A 14,786-nucleotide genomic window follows, 5' to 3' on the forward strand; every position below is an offset into this window, starting at 1 on the left:
TGCGCCGCGCGGGCGGCGCTCGATCTCACAGGCGCTGCAGCGTCCAAGACAGGCCCTTCATGAAGACTGCCCCGACCACCCTCATCCGCGAAACCTTTCCCGTAGGCCCCTTGCAGTGCAACTGCACGCTGATTGGCGACCCATTGACCAAGAAAGCCATCGTCGTCGACCCGGGCGGTGACCCGGACAAGATCCTCGCGCGCCTGCAAGCCCACGGCCTCACGCTGGTAAGCATCATCCACACCCATGCGCACTTCGATCACTTCCTGGCCTCGGGCAAGCTCAAGGAGCTGACGGGCGCCACGTTGCACCTGCACAAGGACGACCAGGCCCTGTGGGACAACCTGGAGATGCAATGCCAGATGTTCGGCGTGCCTTACACGCCGGTACCGGCGCCAGACCGCTGGCTGGGCGATGATGAAGAACTGGCTTGCGGCTGCGGCGTGGCCCTTCACACGCCAGGGCATACGCCAGGCTCAATGAGCTTCTGGTTCGCCGACGCCAAACTGCTGATTGCCGGCGACACCCTGTTCCGCCGTGGCATTGGCCGCACCGATTTGTGGGGTGGTGACCAGCGGGCTATCGTTCGCTCCATCAAGGAGCGGCTGTACCGGCTGGACGAGGAGGCCATCGTGGTGACCGGCCACGGGCCTGACACCCGTCTGGGCGACGAGATGCGCGAAAACCCCTTCGTGCGTGCCTGATGGCACATGAAGGCACTTTCATGGAATTTTTCGTTGCCGATGCAATCCAAGGCTGGCATAGATCCGTTTGAGATCTGCCGCATTTACGAATTTTAGTAGGAGCTTGTCCATGTTCACCATGCGTCGTCTGATTATCGTCGCAACTGCCGCTGCCCTGATGACTGGCTGTGCCAGCCAGAATCCTTACGACAACCAGGGTCAGGCGCAGGGCTCCACTGGGATGAGCAAGACCGCCAAGTACGGCGGCCTGGGCGCGCTGGCCGGCGCCATCGCCGGTGCCGCCATCGACCACAACAACCGTGGCAAGGGTGCGCTGATCGGTGCTGCTGCAGTGGGTGCCGCCGCCGCCGGTTATGGCTATTACGCCGACAAGCAAGAAGCCGAACTGCGCGCGCAAATGGCCAACACTGGCGTGGAAGTGCAGCGCCAGGGTGACCAGATCAAACTGATCATGCCGGGCAACATCACCTTCGCTACCGACTCGGCCAACATCGCGCCAAGCTTCTACTCGCCGCTGAACAACCTGGCGGGCTCGTTCAAGCAGTTCAACCAGAACACCATCGAAGTGGTCGGCTTTACCGACAGCACCGGCAGCCGCCAGCACAACATGGACCTGTCCCAGCGCCGCGCGCAGGCAGTCAGCACCTACCTGACCTCGCAGGGTGTGGATGCCTCGCGCATCTCGGTACGTGGCATGGGCCCGGACCAGCCGATCGCCAGCAACGCCGACGCCAATGGCCGTGCGCAGAACCGCCGCGTGGAAGTGAACCTGAAGCCGATTCCGGGGCAGCAGTATGACCAGCAGTAAGGTCAGGTTCAGCAGTATCCCTGATTGATTCCTGGGGCCGCTTTGCGGCCCCAGTGATTTGCTAGCGCACCACGCTGGCCTGAATCGCCGTCAGGGCAATGGTATGCACGATATCGTCAACCTGTGCCCCGCGTGGCAAATCGTTCACTGGCTTGCGCAAACCCTGCAACATCGGCCCCAGGCTGACCCCGTCGGTGCTACGCTGCACCGCCTTGTGCGTGGTATTGCCGGTATTCAGGTCGGGGAACACGAACACCGTGGCACGCCCGGCCACAGGGCTGCCTGGTGCCAGCTCCCGAGCAATGGCCGGGTTGGCTGCCGCGTCATACTGCAAAGGCCCATCGATCAGCAACGCCTCTGCTGCACCTTGCGCCAGGCGAGTCGCTTCGCGCACTTTCTCGACTTCTTCATCGCTGGCCGAATCGCTTGAATAACTGATCATCGCCACCCGCGGCGCGATGCCGAAGGCCTGCGCCGATTCGGCGCTCTGGCGGGCGATCTCTGCCAGTTCGGCAGCACTGGGGTGGGGGTTCATCACGCAGTCGCCGTACACCAGTACCTGCTCGGGGAACAGCATGAAGAACACCGACGACACCAGGCTTGAGCCTGGCGCGGTCTTGATCAACTGCAGCGCCGGGCGGATGGTATTGGCGGTGGAGTGAACCAGGCCCGAGACCAGGCCGTCCACTTCGTCCAGGGCCAGCATCATGGTGCCGATCACGACCGGGTCTTCCAGTTGCTGCTCGGCCATCGGTGCGTTGAGGTTCTTGCTCTTGCGCAGCGCCACCATGGGCTCCACGTAGCGCCCGCGAATCAGCTCGGGGTCGAGGACTTCCAGGCCGGGCGGCAGGGCAATGCCTTGAGCGCGGGCCACGGCCTCGACATCTTCGGGCTTGGCCAGCAGTACGCAGCGGGCAATGCCACGGGCCTGGCAGATGGCTGCGGCCTGCACCAACAGCGGCTCGGCACCTTCTGGCAAAACGATGCGCTTGTTGGCCTGCTGCGCGCGCTGGATCAACTGGTAGCGGAACACTGCCGGCGACAGGCGCATTTCACGCGGGGTGCCGCAGCGTTGGTGCAGCCAGGCTGCGTCGAGGTGGCTGGCGACGAAGTCGGTGATGAACTCGGCGCGCTCGCGGTCATCCACAGGAATCTCGCGGTTCAGCGAGTTGAGCTGGTTGGCCGTGTCGTACGAGCCGGTGCTGACTGACAGGATCGGCAGGCCGGCCTGCAGGGCGCCGCGGCACAGGCCAAGGATGCGCGCGTCGGGCTTGCTGTCGCTGGTCAGCAGCAGGCCGGCCAGTGGCACGCCATTGATTGCTGCCAGGCTGACGGCGAGGATGATGTCGTCGCGGTCGCCCGGCGTGACCACCAGGGTACCCGAGGTCAGCAGCGGCACGGTGTTGGCGACCGTGCGTGCGCAGATGATGATCTTGCTCATGCGCCGCTGCTCGTAGTCGCCGGCATTGAGCACCTGGGCGCCGAGCAGCTCGGCCACGTCGCGGGTACGCGGGGCGTTCAGCTCGGGTTGGTAGGGAATGCAGCCAAGCAGGCGGAAGTCATTGCCGCGCAGCAACGGCGAGTGTTCACGCAGGCGGGTGGCGAAGTCGGCCATGCTCTCGTCGGTGCGAACCTTGTTGAGGATCACCCCGAGCACTTTCGGGTCGCGCGGCCCGCCGAACAGCTGGGCCTGTAGTTCGACCCGGCCGGACAGTTCGCTGAGCACTTCGTTTTCCGGTGCCGATACCAGGATCACCTCGGCATCCAGGCTTTTCGCCAGGTGAAGGTTGACCCGCGCGGCGTAGCTGGCGTGGCGCGTGGGCACCATACCCTCGACCACTACCACGTCATTGCCGATACAGGCTTGCTGGTAGAGACGGATGATTTCCTCCAGCAACTCGTCCAACTGGCCATCGCCGAGCATGCGCTCGACCTGGGCCAGGCTCAGTGGTACCGGAGGTTTGATACCGTGGGTGCGAGCCACCAGTTCGGTAGAGCGCTCGGGGCCGGTGTCACCCGGGTGGGGTTGGGCGATCGGCTTGAAGAAACCGACCTTCAGGCCGGCGCGCTCCAGGGTACGCACCAGGCCCAGGCTGATGGATGTCAGGCCGACACCGAAGTCGGTCGGCGCAATGAAAAATGTCTGCATGCGTGCTTCTCGAAATAAGCGGTGCAAGAAATTAACGGCCAAGGGTAGCGCTATCGGCCCCTTGTGCGCACCAGCCGCACGCGAAAGGCTGGCCAATGTGCTGCGCGCGCTGGGCCGGGTCGAGCACCCAGGGGCGTGCCTGCCACGGCGGTTGGTGGCGCAGGTGTTGGGTGTGGCCGCAGGACAGTTCGGCCACCCAGTGGCCTTCTTCGTCCTGATGGAAGCCTGTGATCCGACTGATGGGCCGTTGCTCGTCCGCGGTGCGTTCGCAATCGGACGATGGCTTGGTTACACTTGTCCGCTCTACATTCTTTTGCAAAAGGTCTTGCCCCATGCTGATCGCCGCCAACAAGGCTGTCTCCATCGACTATACCCTGACCAACGACGCCGGGGAGACCATCGACAGCTCCGCCGGTGGCGCGCCGCTGGTCTACCTGCACGGTGCCGGCAACATCATCCCAGGCCTGGAAAAGGCCCTGGAAGGTAAACAGGCCGGTGACGAGCTGAACGTTACCATCGAGCCGGAAGACGCCTACGGCGAATACCTGGCCGAGCTGGTCAGCACCCTGAACCGCAGCCTGTTCGAAGGCGTCGACGAGCTGGAAGTGGGCATGCAGTTCCACGCTTCGGCACCGGACGGCCAGATGCAGATCGTCACCATCCGCGACCTCGACGGCGACGACGTCACCGTTGACGGCAACCACCCACTGGCCGGCCAGCGCCTGACCTTCAAGGTAAAGGTTGTCGACGTGCGTGACGCCAGCGAAGAAGAAATCGCTCACCGCCACATCCACGGTGAAGGTGGCCATCACCACTGATTTTCTGCGCTAAGCTCAGAAAGTCGCCAGGCGCTCGGGCAAGCCGATTTGCCTTCCTACGGGAGGTGGACGGTTTGGACGAGCGCCTTTTTAGTGGGCGCAATTCGCCCCCGCGGCAACCGGGAACCTGAGAGGGGATTTCATCATGAGTGCATTTCACGACCTGAAACTGGACGCGCTGAACGGCGGAGAGCTGCCGCTCGCACCGTTCAAGGGGCAAGTGGTGCTGGTGGTCAACGTTGCCTCCAAATGTGGTCTCACGCCGCAATACAAGGCCCTGGAAAACCTCTACCAGGTTTACAAGGACAAGGGCTTCAACGTGCTTGGCCTGCCGTGCAACCAGTTTGCCGGCCAGGAGCCGGGTAGCGAAAAGGAAATCCAGGACTTCTGCAGCCTCAACTATGGGGTGAGCTTCCCGCTGGGGGGCAAGTTGGAGGTCAACGGCCCGCAGCGCCATTCGCTGTACCGTCTGCTGGCGGGTGAGGGGGCCGAGTTCCCCGGTGACATCACCTGGAACTTCGAGAAGTTTCTGGTGGGCAAGGATGGGCGAGTACTGGCGCGTTTTTCACCGCGCACGGCGCCGGATGACCCGGCGGTAGTCCAGGCCATAGAAAAAGCACTTGCCTGAAGTTTTACGCACTTCCTGTAGGCGCGGCCTTGTGCCGCGAAAGGGCCGCAACGCGGCCTCTCGATGGTTGCGGTAGTGCTGAAATCCGGGGGCCGCTGTACGGCCCATTCGCGGGGCAAGGCCGCTCCTACACTGATCGCGTGGGGCCCAAGCTTGAAGCAGGTGCGGCAGCAGATGGGTTCTGGGCTGAATGCAGATACCCCTCGAACTGCTCGACAATCGCGGGCCAGCCCTGACGGCTGGCATGCTGCCGCGCATTCAGGCGCACCCGGCGCAAGGTTTCCTCTTCTTCCAGCAGCCAGCAGGCGGCATCGATGAATGCGGCCTCATCCCCTGGCATGGCCAGCCCGCCACTGTGTCCATGGCGAATATGCTGCGCAGCTGCCGCCTCGTCATAAGCAACCACCGCCAACCCCGAAGCCATGGCCTCGAGCACCACGTTGCCAAAGGTCTCGGTCAAGCTGGGGAAAAGGAACAGGTCGCCGCTGGCATAGTGCTCGGCCAGCACCTCGCCGCGCTGGGCGCCACAGAACACTGCATCTGGCACCTGCTGTTGGAGGCTGGCACGCTGCGGGCCGTCACCGACCATGATCAGACGCAAGCGCTTCTGGGGATAAGTTTTCTGCAATGCCTCGAGACAAGGCCGCAGCAAGCCAAGGTTCTTTTCCACCGCCAGCCGTCCGACATGCAATACGGCGATATCATCCGGGCCGAGCCCCCAGCTTTCACGCAACGCCTGGTTGCGCCGGGTCGGGTTGAACAGGCCGGCATCGACACCTCGTGCCAACAGTTCCAGGCGCTCGAACCCACGGCGTTCAAGCTCCAGGCGCTGGCTGACACTGGGTACCAAGGTGATCGCCGTGCGCCGATGGAACCAGCGCAGATAGTGGGTGAGCAGGCGCGCCAGCAGGCCCAGACCGTACTGGCCGGAGTACTGCGGGAAGTTGGTGTGGAAGCCGCTGACGACCGCGATACTCAGGCGCCTGGCTGCGCGTAGGGCGCTGAGACCTAGCGGCCCTTCGGTGGCGATGTACAGCACATCCGGGCGCTGCCGGCGCCAGCGCCGCAACAGCTTGTGCATCGATACCTCGCCCCACTGCAAACCTGGATACCCCGGCAGGGCCCAACCACGGCACAGCATCAGGTGCGGGTCGTTTTGCACGGGTGATTCGCCGGCCTGGCGCGGCCGTACCACCTCGACCTCATGGCCGCGTTGACGCAAGCCTTCACTGAGGCGGCCAAGGGTGTTGGCCACGCCGTTAATCTCGGGTGGGAAGGTTTCACTGACCAGGGTAATGCGTAGGGCGGGTGTATTCATGACAAAAAGTTTCCGCCTGCAGGATTGCGCCAATGTGACTGCCATGTGACGTACAGATGACGCCTGACCGCTGACGCTTTCGCCTTTATGAATATTTCCTCGCACGGCACTCAAGAAGGTGTCATCGGCAGCCGATGAAGATGCATTCGACTACGTGATGCGCTCCAGGAGAGCGGTGATGTTCAACAACAAGCTCAAGCAAGAAATCCGGCAGTTGCGCGAAGACCTGATGTCCATGGAACAGGTCAAGAGTAGCCTCGACAGCGAGATGCTGGTACTGCAGCTCGACCCTCAAGGACGGATCGAGATGGTCAACGGCAACTTCGAGAGCGAGATGCTCTACCGTGCCGAACAATTGCTTGGGCGCAATATCGAGGACATCGTCCCGGCTCATGTGAAGACCCTCGACTTTTACCAGCGCATGAAAAGCGCGATCAGCCGGGGCGAGCACCTGAACGGCGCGTTCCGTCTGTTGCGCGGCAATGGGCAGGAGGCCTGGCTGCGTTCGATCCTGCAGCCGGTCAAGAACAGCGAGGGGCGCATCAAGTACTTCACCCTGCATTCCAGCGACCTTACCCGTACTATCGAGACCTCGCGCGAGCACGAAAGCCTGATCAAGGCGCTGATGCGCTCCACCGCAGTGATCGAGTTCGAGCTCGACGGCACCATCCTCACCGCCAACGACCGTTTCCTCGCCACCGTCGGTTATCGTCTGGAGCAGATTCGCGGTAAGCACCACCGCATATTCTGCGAGCCGGAGGAGGCCAACTCGGCCGGCTACCAGGCCTTCTGGGACAAGCTGCGCCGTGGTGAATACGTTGCCGAGCGCTTCAAACGCATTGATGCCCATGGCCGGGTGATTTGGCTGGAGGCTTCGTATAACCCGATTTTCGATGCCCACGACGTGCTGTACAAGGTGGTCAAGTTCGCCACGGTGATTACCGATCAGGTCAACCAGGAGCAGGCAGTGGCCGAGGCGGCAGATGTCGCCTACAGCACCTCCCTGGGTACCGATGTCAGTGCCCGCAAGGCCACCGAGGTAGTCACCCAGACCGTCAGCGTGATGCGTGGCCTGGAGGCCTCGATGCAAGAGGCGGCCGAGGGCATCCAGGCACTTGATACTCAGTCGCGGGTGATCGGTTCGATCATCAAGACCATCAGCGACATTGCTGGGCAAACCAACCTGCTGGCGCTTAACGCAGCCATCGAAGCGGCCCGTGCGGGCGAGCAAGGGCGGGGTTTTGCCGTGGTTGCCGACGAAGTGCGCCAACTGGCCTCGCGCACCAGCACCGCCACCGAGGAAATCGCTCGGGTGGTGCAGCAGAACGAGCAACTGGCGCAGGCGGCAGTGTCGATCATCGACACCAGCAAGCGCCAGGCCGAACAGGGGCTGGCGCTGGCGGACGAGACGGGCAGCGTGATTGTCGAGATTCAGGATGGGGCGAAGCGAGTGGTGGATGTGGTGGGGCAGTTCTCCAGCCGATTGGGGCAGTGACGCCCCAGCCCGGCAGGGGTATGGCGGGCGCTGGGATCAGTTGCGCTCGCGCACCCAGAACAACGTAGCCCCCGCCACCGCCGCCGGCATCATCAGCACGTTCACCCCCGGAATCATCAGCGCCAGGTAGGTGATGCCGCCAAAACCCAGGCTTTGCCAGCGCTTCTGGCGCAGCCAGGCGAGCATGTCCTGCCAGCTCATCTTGTTGTTGTCCGCCGGGTAGTCGATGTACTGGATGGCCATCATCCACACACCGAAGATGAGCCACAGCGGCGCCGCCACCACGTTGACCACCGGGATCAGCGACAGGATGAACAGGCCGATGGCCCGCGGCAGGAAGTACCCCAGCTTGCGCATTTCGCGGCTGAAGGTGCGCGGTACCATGGCCAGCAGTTCGCCCCAGCTGAACGCTGGGAAGGTGTCTTCGCCACGGACCACCACCTCGACCTTTTCCGCCAGGAAGCCATTGAATGGGGCGGCGATGATGTTTGCCACCAGGGTGAAGGTGAAAAACACCATCAGCAGCAGCAAGGCAACGAACAACGGCCAAAGGATGTAGCTGAGGAAGCTCAACCAGTCAGGCAGCGTTGGCATCAAGGCATCGAGCCACAGCCCGAACTGGTGGCCGGCGAAGTAGATCAGGCCACCGAACAGCAGCAGGTTGACCGTTAGCGGCAGCAGCACGAACAACCGCAGGTTGGGGCTCAGCACCAGTTTCAGGCCTTCACGCAGGTACTGGGGGCCAGAGAGGACAGGGGCTTGCATCTAGTTACTCCGCACAGAAGGAAAACGCGCTGACCTTACCGAGTTTGCCGCGCCGACGAAAGGCGGGTAGCGGGCGGGAAACGGGCTGTAACAAAAGCGTCAGGGGCATGGCTATCGATGAAATCGCAGCATAGACGATGCCTATGAGGTGGATTGTCGAAGGATATTTCCTTAATCTTTGCGACCTCGCTACAGTGCGCTCAACTTTCCGCTTTCTGGGCCTGCGCGTTGTAGCCTTCCCCAAGTGCTGCGTGGGTCCTTTTTAATTTTCCAGCTGGCGCAGCCGGTACACCGATACCGGCCCGCTCGACAGGAGTTCGACATGTCTGAAGTACGTCATTCGCGCGTCATCATTCTCGGTTCCGGCCCTGCCGGTTATAGCGCTGCGGTGTATGCCGCCCGTGCCAACCTCAAGCCGCTGCTGATCACCGGCATGCAGGCCGGTGGCCAGCTGACCACCACCACCGAAGTCGACAACTGGCCGGGCGACCCCCACGGCCTGACCGGCCCGGCGCTGATGCAGCGTATGCAAGAGCATGCCGAGCGTTTCGAAACCGAAATCGTCTTCGACCACATCAATGCTGTCGACCTGGCCAACAAGCCGTTCACCCTGCAGGGTGACAGTGGCAAGTACACCTGCGACGCGCTGATCATCGCCACTGGCGCCAGCGCTCGCTACTTGGGCCTGCCGTCGGAAGAAACCTTCATGGGCAAAGGCGTTTCGGCCTGTGCTACTTGCGACGGTTTCTTCTACCGCAACAAGCCGGTCGCCGTGGTCGGCGGTGGCAACACTGCCGTGGAAGAGGCGCTGTACCTGGCCAACATCGCCAGCAAGGTGACCTTGGTACACCGTCGCGAAACCTTCCGCGCCGAGAAGATTCTGGTCGACAAGCTGAACGCGCGCGTGGCCGAAGGCAAGATCGAGCTCAAGCTCAACGCCACCCTGGACGAAGTGCTGGGTGACAACATGGGCGTGACCGGTGCGCGCCTGAAGAACAACGATGGCAGCAGTGACGAGATCAAGGTCGACGGCGTATTCATCGCCATTGGACACACCCCGAACACTTCGCTGTTCGAAGGCCAGCTGACCTTGAAGGACGGCTACCTGGTAGTCAATGGCGGCCGTGAAGGCAATGCCACCGCCACCAACGTCGAGGGCGTGTTCGCCGCCGGTGACGTGGCTGACCACGTTTACCGTCAGGCCATTACCTCGGCCGGCGCTGGCTGCATGGCGGCATTGGATGTGGAGCGTTACCTGGACGGGTTGGCCAACGCTTCGTTCTGATCCAGCAAGGCAACAAAAAACCGGCTCAGTGGCCGGTTTTTTGTTGCCTGCGTTCAGTTCACAGGCTCAATCGCATCGACAGGTCTACCGCCTTTACATCCTTGGTCATGGCGCCAATCGAGATGTAGTCCACCCCAGTCTCGGCAATCACCCGCAAGGTCGTTTCGTTTACCCCGCCACTGGCCTCCAGCTTGGCCTTGCCAGCGTTGATACGCACCGCTTCGCGCATTTCGTCCAGGTTGAGCTCGTCGAGCATGATGATGTCTGCACCAGCGGCCAGCGCCTCACGCAGTTCTTCCAGGCTCTCCACCTCGATTTCCACCGGTTTGCCCGGTGCGATGCGGTGCGCCGCCGCCACGGCTTGGGCTACGCCGCCGCTGGCAGCAATATGGTTTTCCTTGATCAGGAAGGCGTCGTACAGGCCGATGCGATGGTTGTCGCAGCCGCCACAGGTCACCGCGTACTTCTGCGCCAAGCGCAGGCCAGGCAGGGTTTTGCGGGTGTCCAGCAGGCGTACCTGGGTGTCTGCCACCAGGTCGGCGAGGAAGCGTGCACGGGTGGCGACCCCCGACAGCATCTGCAAGAAATTCAGCGCGCTGCGCTCACCGCTGAGCAGCGAGCGGGCCGGGCCTTCCAGATGGAACAGTGGCTGATTGGCAGTAGCCCGTTCACCGTCGGCCACCTGCCAGTGCACTGCAACACGCGGGTCGAGCTGGCGGAAGACGGCATCGACCCAGGCGGTGCCGGCGATTACGCAATCCTCGCGGGTGATGATGGTGGCCTTGGCCAGGCGCTCGGCCGGGATCAACTGCGCGGTGATATCGCCACTGCCGATGTCCTCCAACAATGCGCGGCGCACGTTGGCTTCAATTTCAGCGGTCAGGTCGGCAAGGCGTAGGTTCGGCATGTTCGGCTCCACAAGCTAGATGCCGGCGATTATAGGGCAGGGGGCTTGCGTGTACAGCCGCCTTGATGATGACCATTGGTCGGGCGTGGTGAGCAGACCGTGCAAAACAGGGTCACTGAACAGCCTGTAAAACGGCGCTGGCAGCTGTACGAAATTTTATCGATAATAGCGACCAGTATTTGGCGTCATAGCTTTGACGATGATGGGCCCGTCCGGGCAAGACACCCTGCAAGGAGTCCAGGATGCAAAAAGAAGGCAAGGTGGTGCCCTTGGCGGCAGCCATCGACCGAGGCGGGCGTGCGCCTCTGCCTTGCCTTCCGGTCTTGCTACTGCAAGTGCGCGACAAGGCTGCTCTGCAGTTGCGTCAGGGTTTGCAGGACTTGTTCGACAACGCCGACGACACCCTTTTCGAAATGGCCGACAAGGCCTTGGACTGCTGTGACCAGAGCCTGTACTTCGAGGCCATGCGCGACTTGCGCCTGAAGCGCAAAAGCATCGAACGTGGTTTTCTCGATACGTTCTACGACACCTTTGCGCGCATTGGCCAAATCGACCTGCTGGCTCAGCAGGTCGAGCCGGGCAACCTTTGCAGCAAGGCCCAACTGGAGCGGGCTGCCGCCATCGATGGCATGGTGGCGCGGGTGTTGTCACGCGATGGCATTGCCTTGCAGCAGTTGGGCTTGCGTTTGCAGGCGCTGCTCGACCGGCCGCTGTACGAGCCGCACAACCCGTTGGGGCCTGCCGCATTATGCAGTTACTTCCTCGATGCCGGGCGTAACCTTGGGGTTGGTTTGCGGGTCAAGCTGGTGCTGCTCAAGCTGTTCGAGCGCTATGTGCTGCGCGATGCCGATGTGATCTATGGCGAAGCCAACCAACTGCTGGCCGCCGCCGGTGTGCTGCCCGAACTGCAGCCGGCACCGCGGCGGCGGGCTGAAGACCAGCGCATGCGTGCACGGAGGGGGCACGCGAACCTTGGTCAGACGGTGGGCGCGGATGCGGCAGGGCAGGCTTTCTTTGCCTCGGTGCAGGCGCTGCTGGCCCCGGTGCGCGGGCAGTTCGCCCCGCGCTTGCAGGCAGTGTCTGCCGCCCAGCCGATCAGCTGCGCCGACCTGCTCCGGCTGCTATCGCATTTGCAGCACTACGTGCCCGCCACCCACGAGGCCGATGATTTCGAGCTCGGCCAGCAGCTTGAGCAACTGTTGTTGCGGGTCAGCGTGCGCAGTGGCACGCGCCGGCGCCTTGCCGTGGCCGACGAAGACATGATCAACCTGGTTGGCATGCTGTTCGCCTTCATCCACAACGACGACAACCTGCCGGCCAGCCTGCGGGCGCTGATTGCCCGCTTGCACATTCCGCTACTCAAGGTGGCCTTGTTGGACAAGGGGCTGTTCAGCCGGGCGAGCCATCCGGCGCGCCGGCTGCTCAACGAGGTCGCCGGTGCGGCGATTGGCTGGGAATACGGCAGGGAAGGGCAGCGTGACAGCTTGCACTTGCGGGTAGAGCGAATCGTCCAGCGCCTGCTCAATGATTTTGCCGAAGATGTCGGCTTGTTCACCGAGCTGCTCGACGACTTCCTCGCTTTCAACCAGGACGAGCGGCGGCGCAACGAGTTGCTGGAACAACGCACCCGTGATGCCGAAGAAGGCCGAGCCCGGACGCTGCAGGCCAGGCAACAGGTGCAAGATGTGCTCAACCAGCGCCTGCGCGGCCGAGTATTGCCGCAGGTGGTGGTACACATGTTGGTACAGGCCTGGAGCCAGGTGTTGCTGCTGGCTTGGCTGAAACAGGGCGAGAATTCCCAGGAATGGCGCGACGCGTTGCAGACGATGGACACGCTGCTGGCCAGCATCACTGCGCCCCATGAGCCACAAGCCTTGTTGCAGCAGGTGCCGGGCCTGCTCAAGGCGCTGCGTGGGGGCTTGGCCAGCGTGGCCCTGGACGCGCTGGCCACCCGCGAGTTCTTCCTGCAATTGGAGCAGTTGCACCTGCGCGCCTGCGCAGGTGCCCAGGTGCTGCCGAGTGGCGATGGGCAACCACTGGCTGATGTACGGGTGGCCGAAGACATTGTGCTGGCAATGGCCGAAGAGCCCGCCTGTGTGCCGCTGCAGATCGCCGACGGGCAAGCTGCAGCGTTACACCAGGCTCAGCGCCTGCGCATCGGCACCTGGGTCGAGGCGCTCGATGAAGACGAACCCCTGCGCTGCAAGCTGGTGGCACGTATAAACAGCAGTGACCGGCTGGTGTTCGCCAATCGCACCGGCATGAAAGTGCGCGAATGGAGCAGCACCAGCCTGGCCCAGGCACTGCAGCGGGGCGAAGTGCGCGTGCTGGATGACGGGCTGCTGTTCGAGCGTGCACTGGAGGCCGTGCTCGACGGCTTGCGGCAAGGGCTGGTGCAGTAGCGGCAGCATTACAATCATTCACATGCACACGGTGTTGGCCACAGGGCATACTGTTGTCTTGTTCATGGCGTTTTCAGGATCTGCCCCATGCAATTGGACCGTGCCACTGGCTGGTTCCACGGAATCGGAATCACCCACTGCCCCTCGCCGAACTTCAATGCGCGCCCAGAGGGCGAATCGATTTCCCTGCTGGTGATCCACAACATCAGCTTGCCCCCGGCCTGTTTCGGCACCGGCAAGGTGCAGCAGTTCTTCCAGAACTGTCTGGACCCCGATGAACATCCCTACTTTGCCAGCATCAACCATCTGACAGTGTCGGCGCACCTGTTCGTCGAGCGTGACGGTGCGGTGACCCAGTTCGTATCGTTACGTGACCGCGCCTGGCATGCGGGGGTGTCGAGCTTCGACGGGCGCGAGGGCTGCAATGACTTTTCCATCGGCATCGAACTGGAGGGTACCGACGACCAGCCCTATACCGATGCCCAGTACGCTGTGCTGGAGCAACTTACCCGGCACATCCGCGGTGCTTGGCCGGCCATCGACCTGAGCCGCATCCAGGGCCATAGCGACATTGCCCCGCAGCGCAAGACCGACCCCGGCCCGGCCTTCGATTGGCCGCGCTACCGTCAGGCGCTGCAGCACAATGAGGATGAGGCATGAGTTTTCTGGTTTTGTTGCTGGCGCTGTGGGTCGAGAAGTTCTCGGCTTTGCGCCATCAGGTGCAGCGCGATGGGTTCTTCCTTGGCGAACTTGTACGCCTTGAGCGCAGCGGTAAGGTGCACCCGTGGTGGACGCTGGCCATTCTGGTCTTGGCGCCGGTCGCGCTGCTGGTATTGCTGCTGCATGTGCTGGAGCCAGTGGCCTATGGCTTGCTGGCCTTGCCGGTGCACCTGCTGGTGCTGATCTACAGCCTGGGCCGTGGCGATGCCAAGGCCTCGATGGGCCCGTTCCGCGATGCCTGGCGGCGGGGCGACGACCAGGCGGCGCTGCATGTGGCCGAGCGTGACCTGGGCCTGGTGGCCGATGAGCCGCACAGCCTGCTGGTACGGGTACAAGGCAACCTGCTGTGGCAGGTGTACCAGGGCTTTTTCGCGGTGATCTTCTGGTATTTCGTGTTGGGCCCCGGTGCGGCGTTGGCTTATCGACTGCTGGCACTGTGTGGCGAACACAGCAAGCAGCCGACGCTCAAGGCGCGTGCCGAGCAGCTGCGGCACATCATGGACTGGCTGCCAGTACGGGTGCTGGCGCTGAGCTTTGCCCTGGTGGGCAACTTCCTCGCCGTGACACGGGTAATGCTGCACGAGGTGCTCAACTGGCACATCAGCGCCGCGCACCTGGTGGCCCGGGTCGGGCGTATTGCCGATGACATTCCAGAGGAAGAAGACAGCCAGCGTGGGCTGGGGCGGCTGGACAGCCTGTGGGAGCTGCTGCTGCGCTGTGCGGTGTTGTGGTATGCCGGGTTCGCGCTGTGGACCGTGCTGGTTTGATTCATGGCCGCCGCCACAAA

13 protein-coding genes and 2 pseudogenes are annotated in these 14,786 nt (G+C 62.8%); 10 read left to right on the forward strand and 5 right to left on the reverse strand.

The window, feature by feature from the left end; genetic code table 11:
• Positions 1-59 precede the first annotated feature (59 nt).
• Entirely contained in the window at positions 60-704 is a 645-nt protein-coding gene (locus tag ACNQP3_RS04165) for an MBL fold metallo-hydrolase (protein WP_060515248.1), read from the forward strand.
• A 109-nt stretch (positions 705-813) separates the two neighbouring features.
• A complete protein-coding gene (locus tag ACNQP3_RS04170) occupies positions 814-1,512 on the forward strand; it encodes an OmpA family protein (protein WP_264316829.1) in 699 nt (232 codons plus the stop codon).
• A 61-nt stretch (positions 1,513-1,573) separates the two neighbouring features.
• Here ACNQP3_RS04170 and pta read toward each other — a convergent pair whose 3' ends face one another.
• Positions 1,574-3,661, reverse strand: a complete 2,088-nt coding sequence (gene pta / locus ACNQP3_RS04175; RefSeq protein ID WP_264316830.1) for a phosphate acetyltransferase — start codon at positions 3,659-3,661, stop codon at positions 1,574-1,576.
• Positions 3,662-3,692: 31 nt separating this feature from the next.
• Positions 3,693-3,995: a DUF3565 domain-containing protein gene (locus ACNQP3_RS04180; RefSeq protein WP_041166374.1), complete on the reverse strand. Its 303-nt coding sequence runs from the start codon at positions 3,993-3,995 to the stop codon at positions 3,693-3,695.
• Here ACNQP3_RS04180 and ACNQP3_RS04185 point away from each other — a divergent pair.
• Both ACNQP3_RS04185 and ACNQP3_RS04190 read left to right on the forward strand, forming a co-directional pair.
• Complete coding sequence (locus ACNQP3_RS04185) at positions 3,994-4,479, forward strand: FKBP-type peptidyl-prolyl cis-trans isomerase (RefSeq protein WP_012270525.1); 486 nt, start codon at positions 3,994-3,996, stop codon at positions 4,477-4,479. The genes ACNQP3_RS04180 and ACNQP3_RS04185 overlap by 2 nt on opposite strands.
• A gap of 145 nt (positions 4,480-4,624) precedes the next feature.
• Positions 4,625-5,107, forward strand: coding sequence for a glutathione peroxidase (locus ACNQP3_RS04190; RefSeq protein WP_012270526.1), 483 nt, complete (start codon positions 4,625-4,627; stop codon positions 5,105-5,107).
• A 127-nt stretch (positions 5,108-5,234) separates the two neighbouring features.
• Here the strand turns inward: ACNQP3_RS04190 and ACNQP3_RS04195 are convergent, their stop codons facing one another.
• Positions 5,235-6,425: a glycosyltransferase family 4 protein gene (locus tag ACNQP3_RS04195; RefSeq protein ID WP_264316831.1), complete on the reverse strand. Its 1,191-nt coding sequence runs from the start codon at positions 6,423-6,425 to the stop codon at positions 5,235-5,237.
• 307 nt (positions 6,426-6,732) lie between these two features.
• On the opposite strand from ACNQP3_RS04195, the pseudogene ACNQP3_RS04200 reads away from it, so the two are divergent.
• Together ACNQP3_RS04200 and ACNQP3_RS04205 are read left to right on the forward strand one after the other, a co-directional pair.
• Positions 6,733-7,332: pseudogene (locus ACNQP3_RS04200) on the forward strand (PAS domain-containing protein); the annotation flags it as partial.
• A 174-nt stretch (positions 7,333-7,506) separates the two neighbouring features.
• Positions 7,507-7,920, forward strand: a pseudogene (locus ACNQP3_RS04205) (methyl-accepting chemotaxis protein); the annotation flags it as partial.
• Between the two features lie 36 nt (positions 7,921-7,956).
• Here ACNQP3_RS04205 and cysZ read toward each other — a convergent pair.
• Positions 7,957-8,685, reverse strand: coding sequence for a sulfate transporter CysZ (cysZ, locus tag ACNQP3_RS04210; RefSeq protein WP_012270529.1), 729 nt, complete (start codon positions 8,683-8,685; stop codon positions 7,957-7,959).
• A gap of 322 nt (positions 8,686-9,007) precedes the next feature.
• On the opposite strand from cysZ, the gene trxB reads away from it, so the two are divergent.
• On the forward strand, positions 9,008-9,970 hold the full coding sequence (gene trxB / locus ACNQP3_RS04215) for a thioredoxin-disulfide reductase (RefSeq protein WP_003247318.1): 963 nt from the start codon (positions 9,008-9,010) through the stop codon (positions 9,968-9,970).
• A gap of 58 nt (positions 9,971-10,028) precedes the next feature.
• Here the strand turns inward: trxB and nadC are convergent, their stop codons facing one another.
• Positions 10,029-10,877, reverse strand: a complete 849-nt coding sequence (gene nadC, locus ACNQP3_RS04220; RefSeq protein ID WP_012270530.1) for a carboxylating nicotinate-nucleotide diphosphorylase — start codon at positions 10,875-10,877, stop codon at positions 10,029-10,031.
• A gap of 242 nt (positions 10,878-11,119) precedes the next feature.
• On the opposite strand from nadC, the gene ACNQP3_RS04225 reads away from it, so the two are divergent.
• From ACNQP3_RS04225 to ampE, 3 genes are all read left to right on the forward strand, one after another.
• Positions 11,120-13,279 (forward strand): DUF1631 domain-containing protein, encoded by a 2,160-nt coding sequence (locus ACNQP3_RS04225; protein ID WP_264316832.1) that lies wholly within the window; start codon positions 11,120-11,122, stop codon positions 13,277-13,279.
• Positions 13,280-13,366: 87 nt separating this feature from the next.
• On the forward strand, positions 13,367-13,939 hold the full coding sequence (ampD, locus tag ACNQP3_RS04230) for a 1,6-anhydro-N-acetylmuramyl-L-alanine amidase AmpD (RefSeq protein WP_060515252.1): 573 nt from the start codon (positions 13,367-13,369) through the stop codon (positions 13,937-13,939).
• Positions 13,936-14,766, forward strand: coding sequence for a regulatory signaling modulator protein AmpE (gene ampE / locus ACNQP3_RS04235; RefSeq protein ID WP_012270533.1), 831 nt, complete (start codon positions 13,936-13,938; stop codon positions 14,764-14,766). Before ampD ends, ampE begins: the two co-directional genes overlap by 4 nt.
• The last annotated feature ends 20 nt before the right edge of the window (positions 14,767-14,786 follow it).

The organism is Pseudomonas sp. LFS074 (assembly GCF_047978165.1).
Lineage (GTDB): Bacteria > Pseudomonadota > Gammaproteobacteria > Pseudomonadales > Pseudomonadaceae > Aquipseudomonas > Aquipseudomonas putida_P.

Bases quoted from the DNA above. Each gene is read 5' to 3' on its own strand.
- ACNQP3_RS04165 (WP_060515248.1), top strand. From the start codon at position 60: ATGAAGACTGCCCCGACCACCCTCATCCGCGAAACCTTTCCCGTAGGC.
- ACNQP3_RS04170 (WP_264316829.1), top strand. From the start codon at position 814: ATGTTCACCATGCGTCGTCTGATTATCGTCGCAACTGCCGCTGCCCTG.
- pta (WP_264316830.1), bottom strand. From the start codon at position 3,661: ATGCAGACATTTTTCATTGCGCCGACCGACTTCGGTGTCGGCCTGACA.
- ACNQP3_RS04185 (WP_012270525.1), top strand. From the start codon at position 3,994: ATGCTGATCGCCGCCAACAAGGCTGTCTCCATCGACTATACCCTGACC.
- ACNQP3_RS04180 (WP_041166374.1), bottom strand. From the start codon at position 3,995: ATGGGGCAAGACCTTTTGCAAAAGAATGTAGAGCGGACAAGTGTAACC.
- ACNQP3_RS04190 (WP_012270526.1), top strand. From the start codon at position 4,625: ATGAGTGCATTTCACGACCTGAAACTGGACGCGCTGAACGGCGGAGAG.
- ACNQP3_RS04195 (WP_264316831.1), bottom strand. From the start codon at position 6,425: ATGAATACACCCGCCCTACGCATTACCCTGGTCAGTGAAACCTTCCCA.
- cysZ (WP_012270529.1), bottom strand. From the start codon at position 8,685: ATGCAAGCCCCTGTCCTCTCTGGCCCCCAGTACCTGCGTGAAGGCCTG.
- trxB (WP_003247318.1), top strand. From the start codon at position 9,008: ATGTCTGAAGTACGTCATTCGCGCGTCATCATTCTCGGTTCCGGCCCT.
- nadC (WP_012270530.1), bottom strand. From the start codon at position 10,877: ATGCCGAACCTACGCCTTGCCGACCTGACCGCTGAAATTGAAGCCAAC.
- ACNQP3_RS04225 (WP_264316832.1), top strand. From the start codon at position 11,120: ATGCAAAAAGAAGGCAAGGTGGTGCCCTTGGCGGCAGCCATCGACCGA.
- ampD (WP_060515252.1), top strand. From the start codon at position 13,367: ATGCAATTGGACCGTGCCACTGGCTGGTTCCACGGAATCGGAATCACC.
- ampE (WP_012270533.1), top strand. From the start codon at position 13,936: ATGAGTTTTCTGGTTTTGTTGCTGGCGCTGTGGGTCGAGAAGTTCTCG.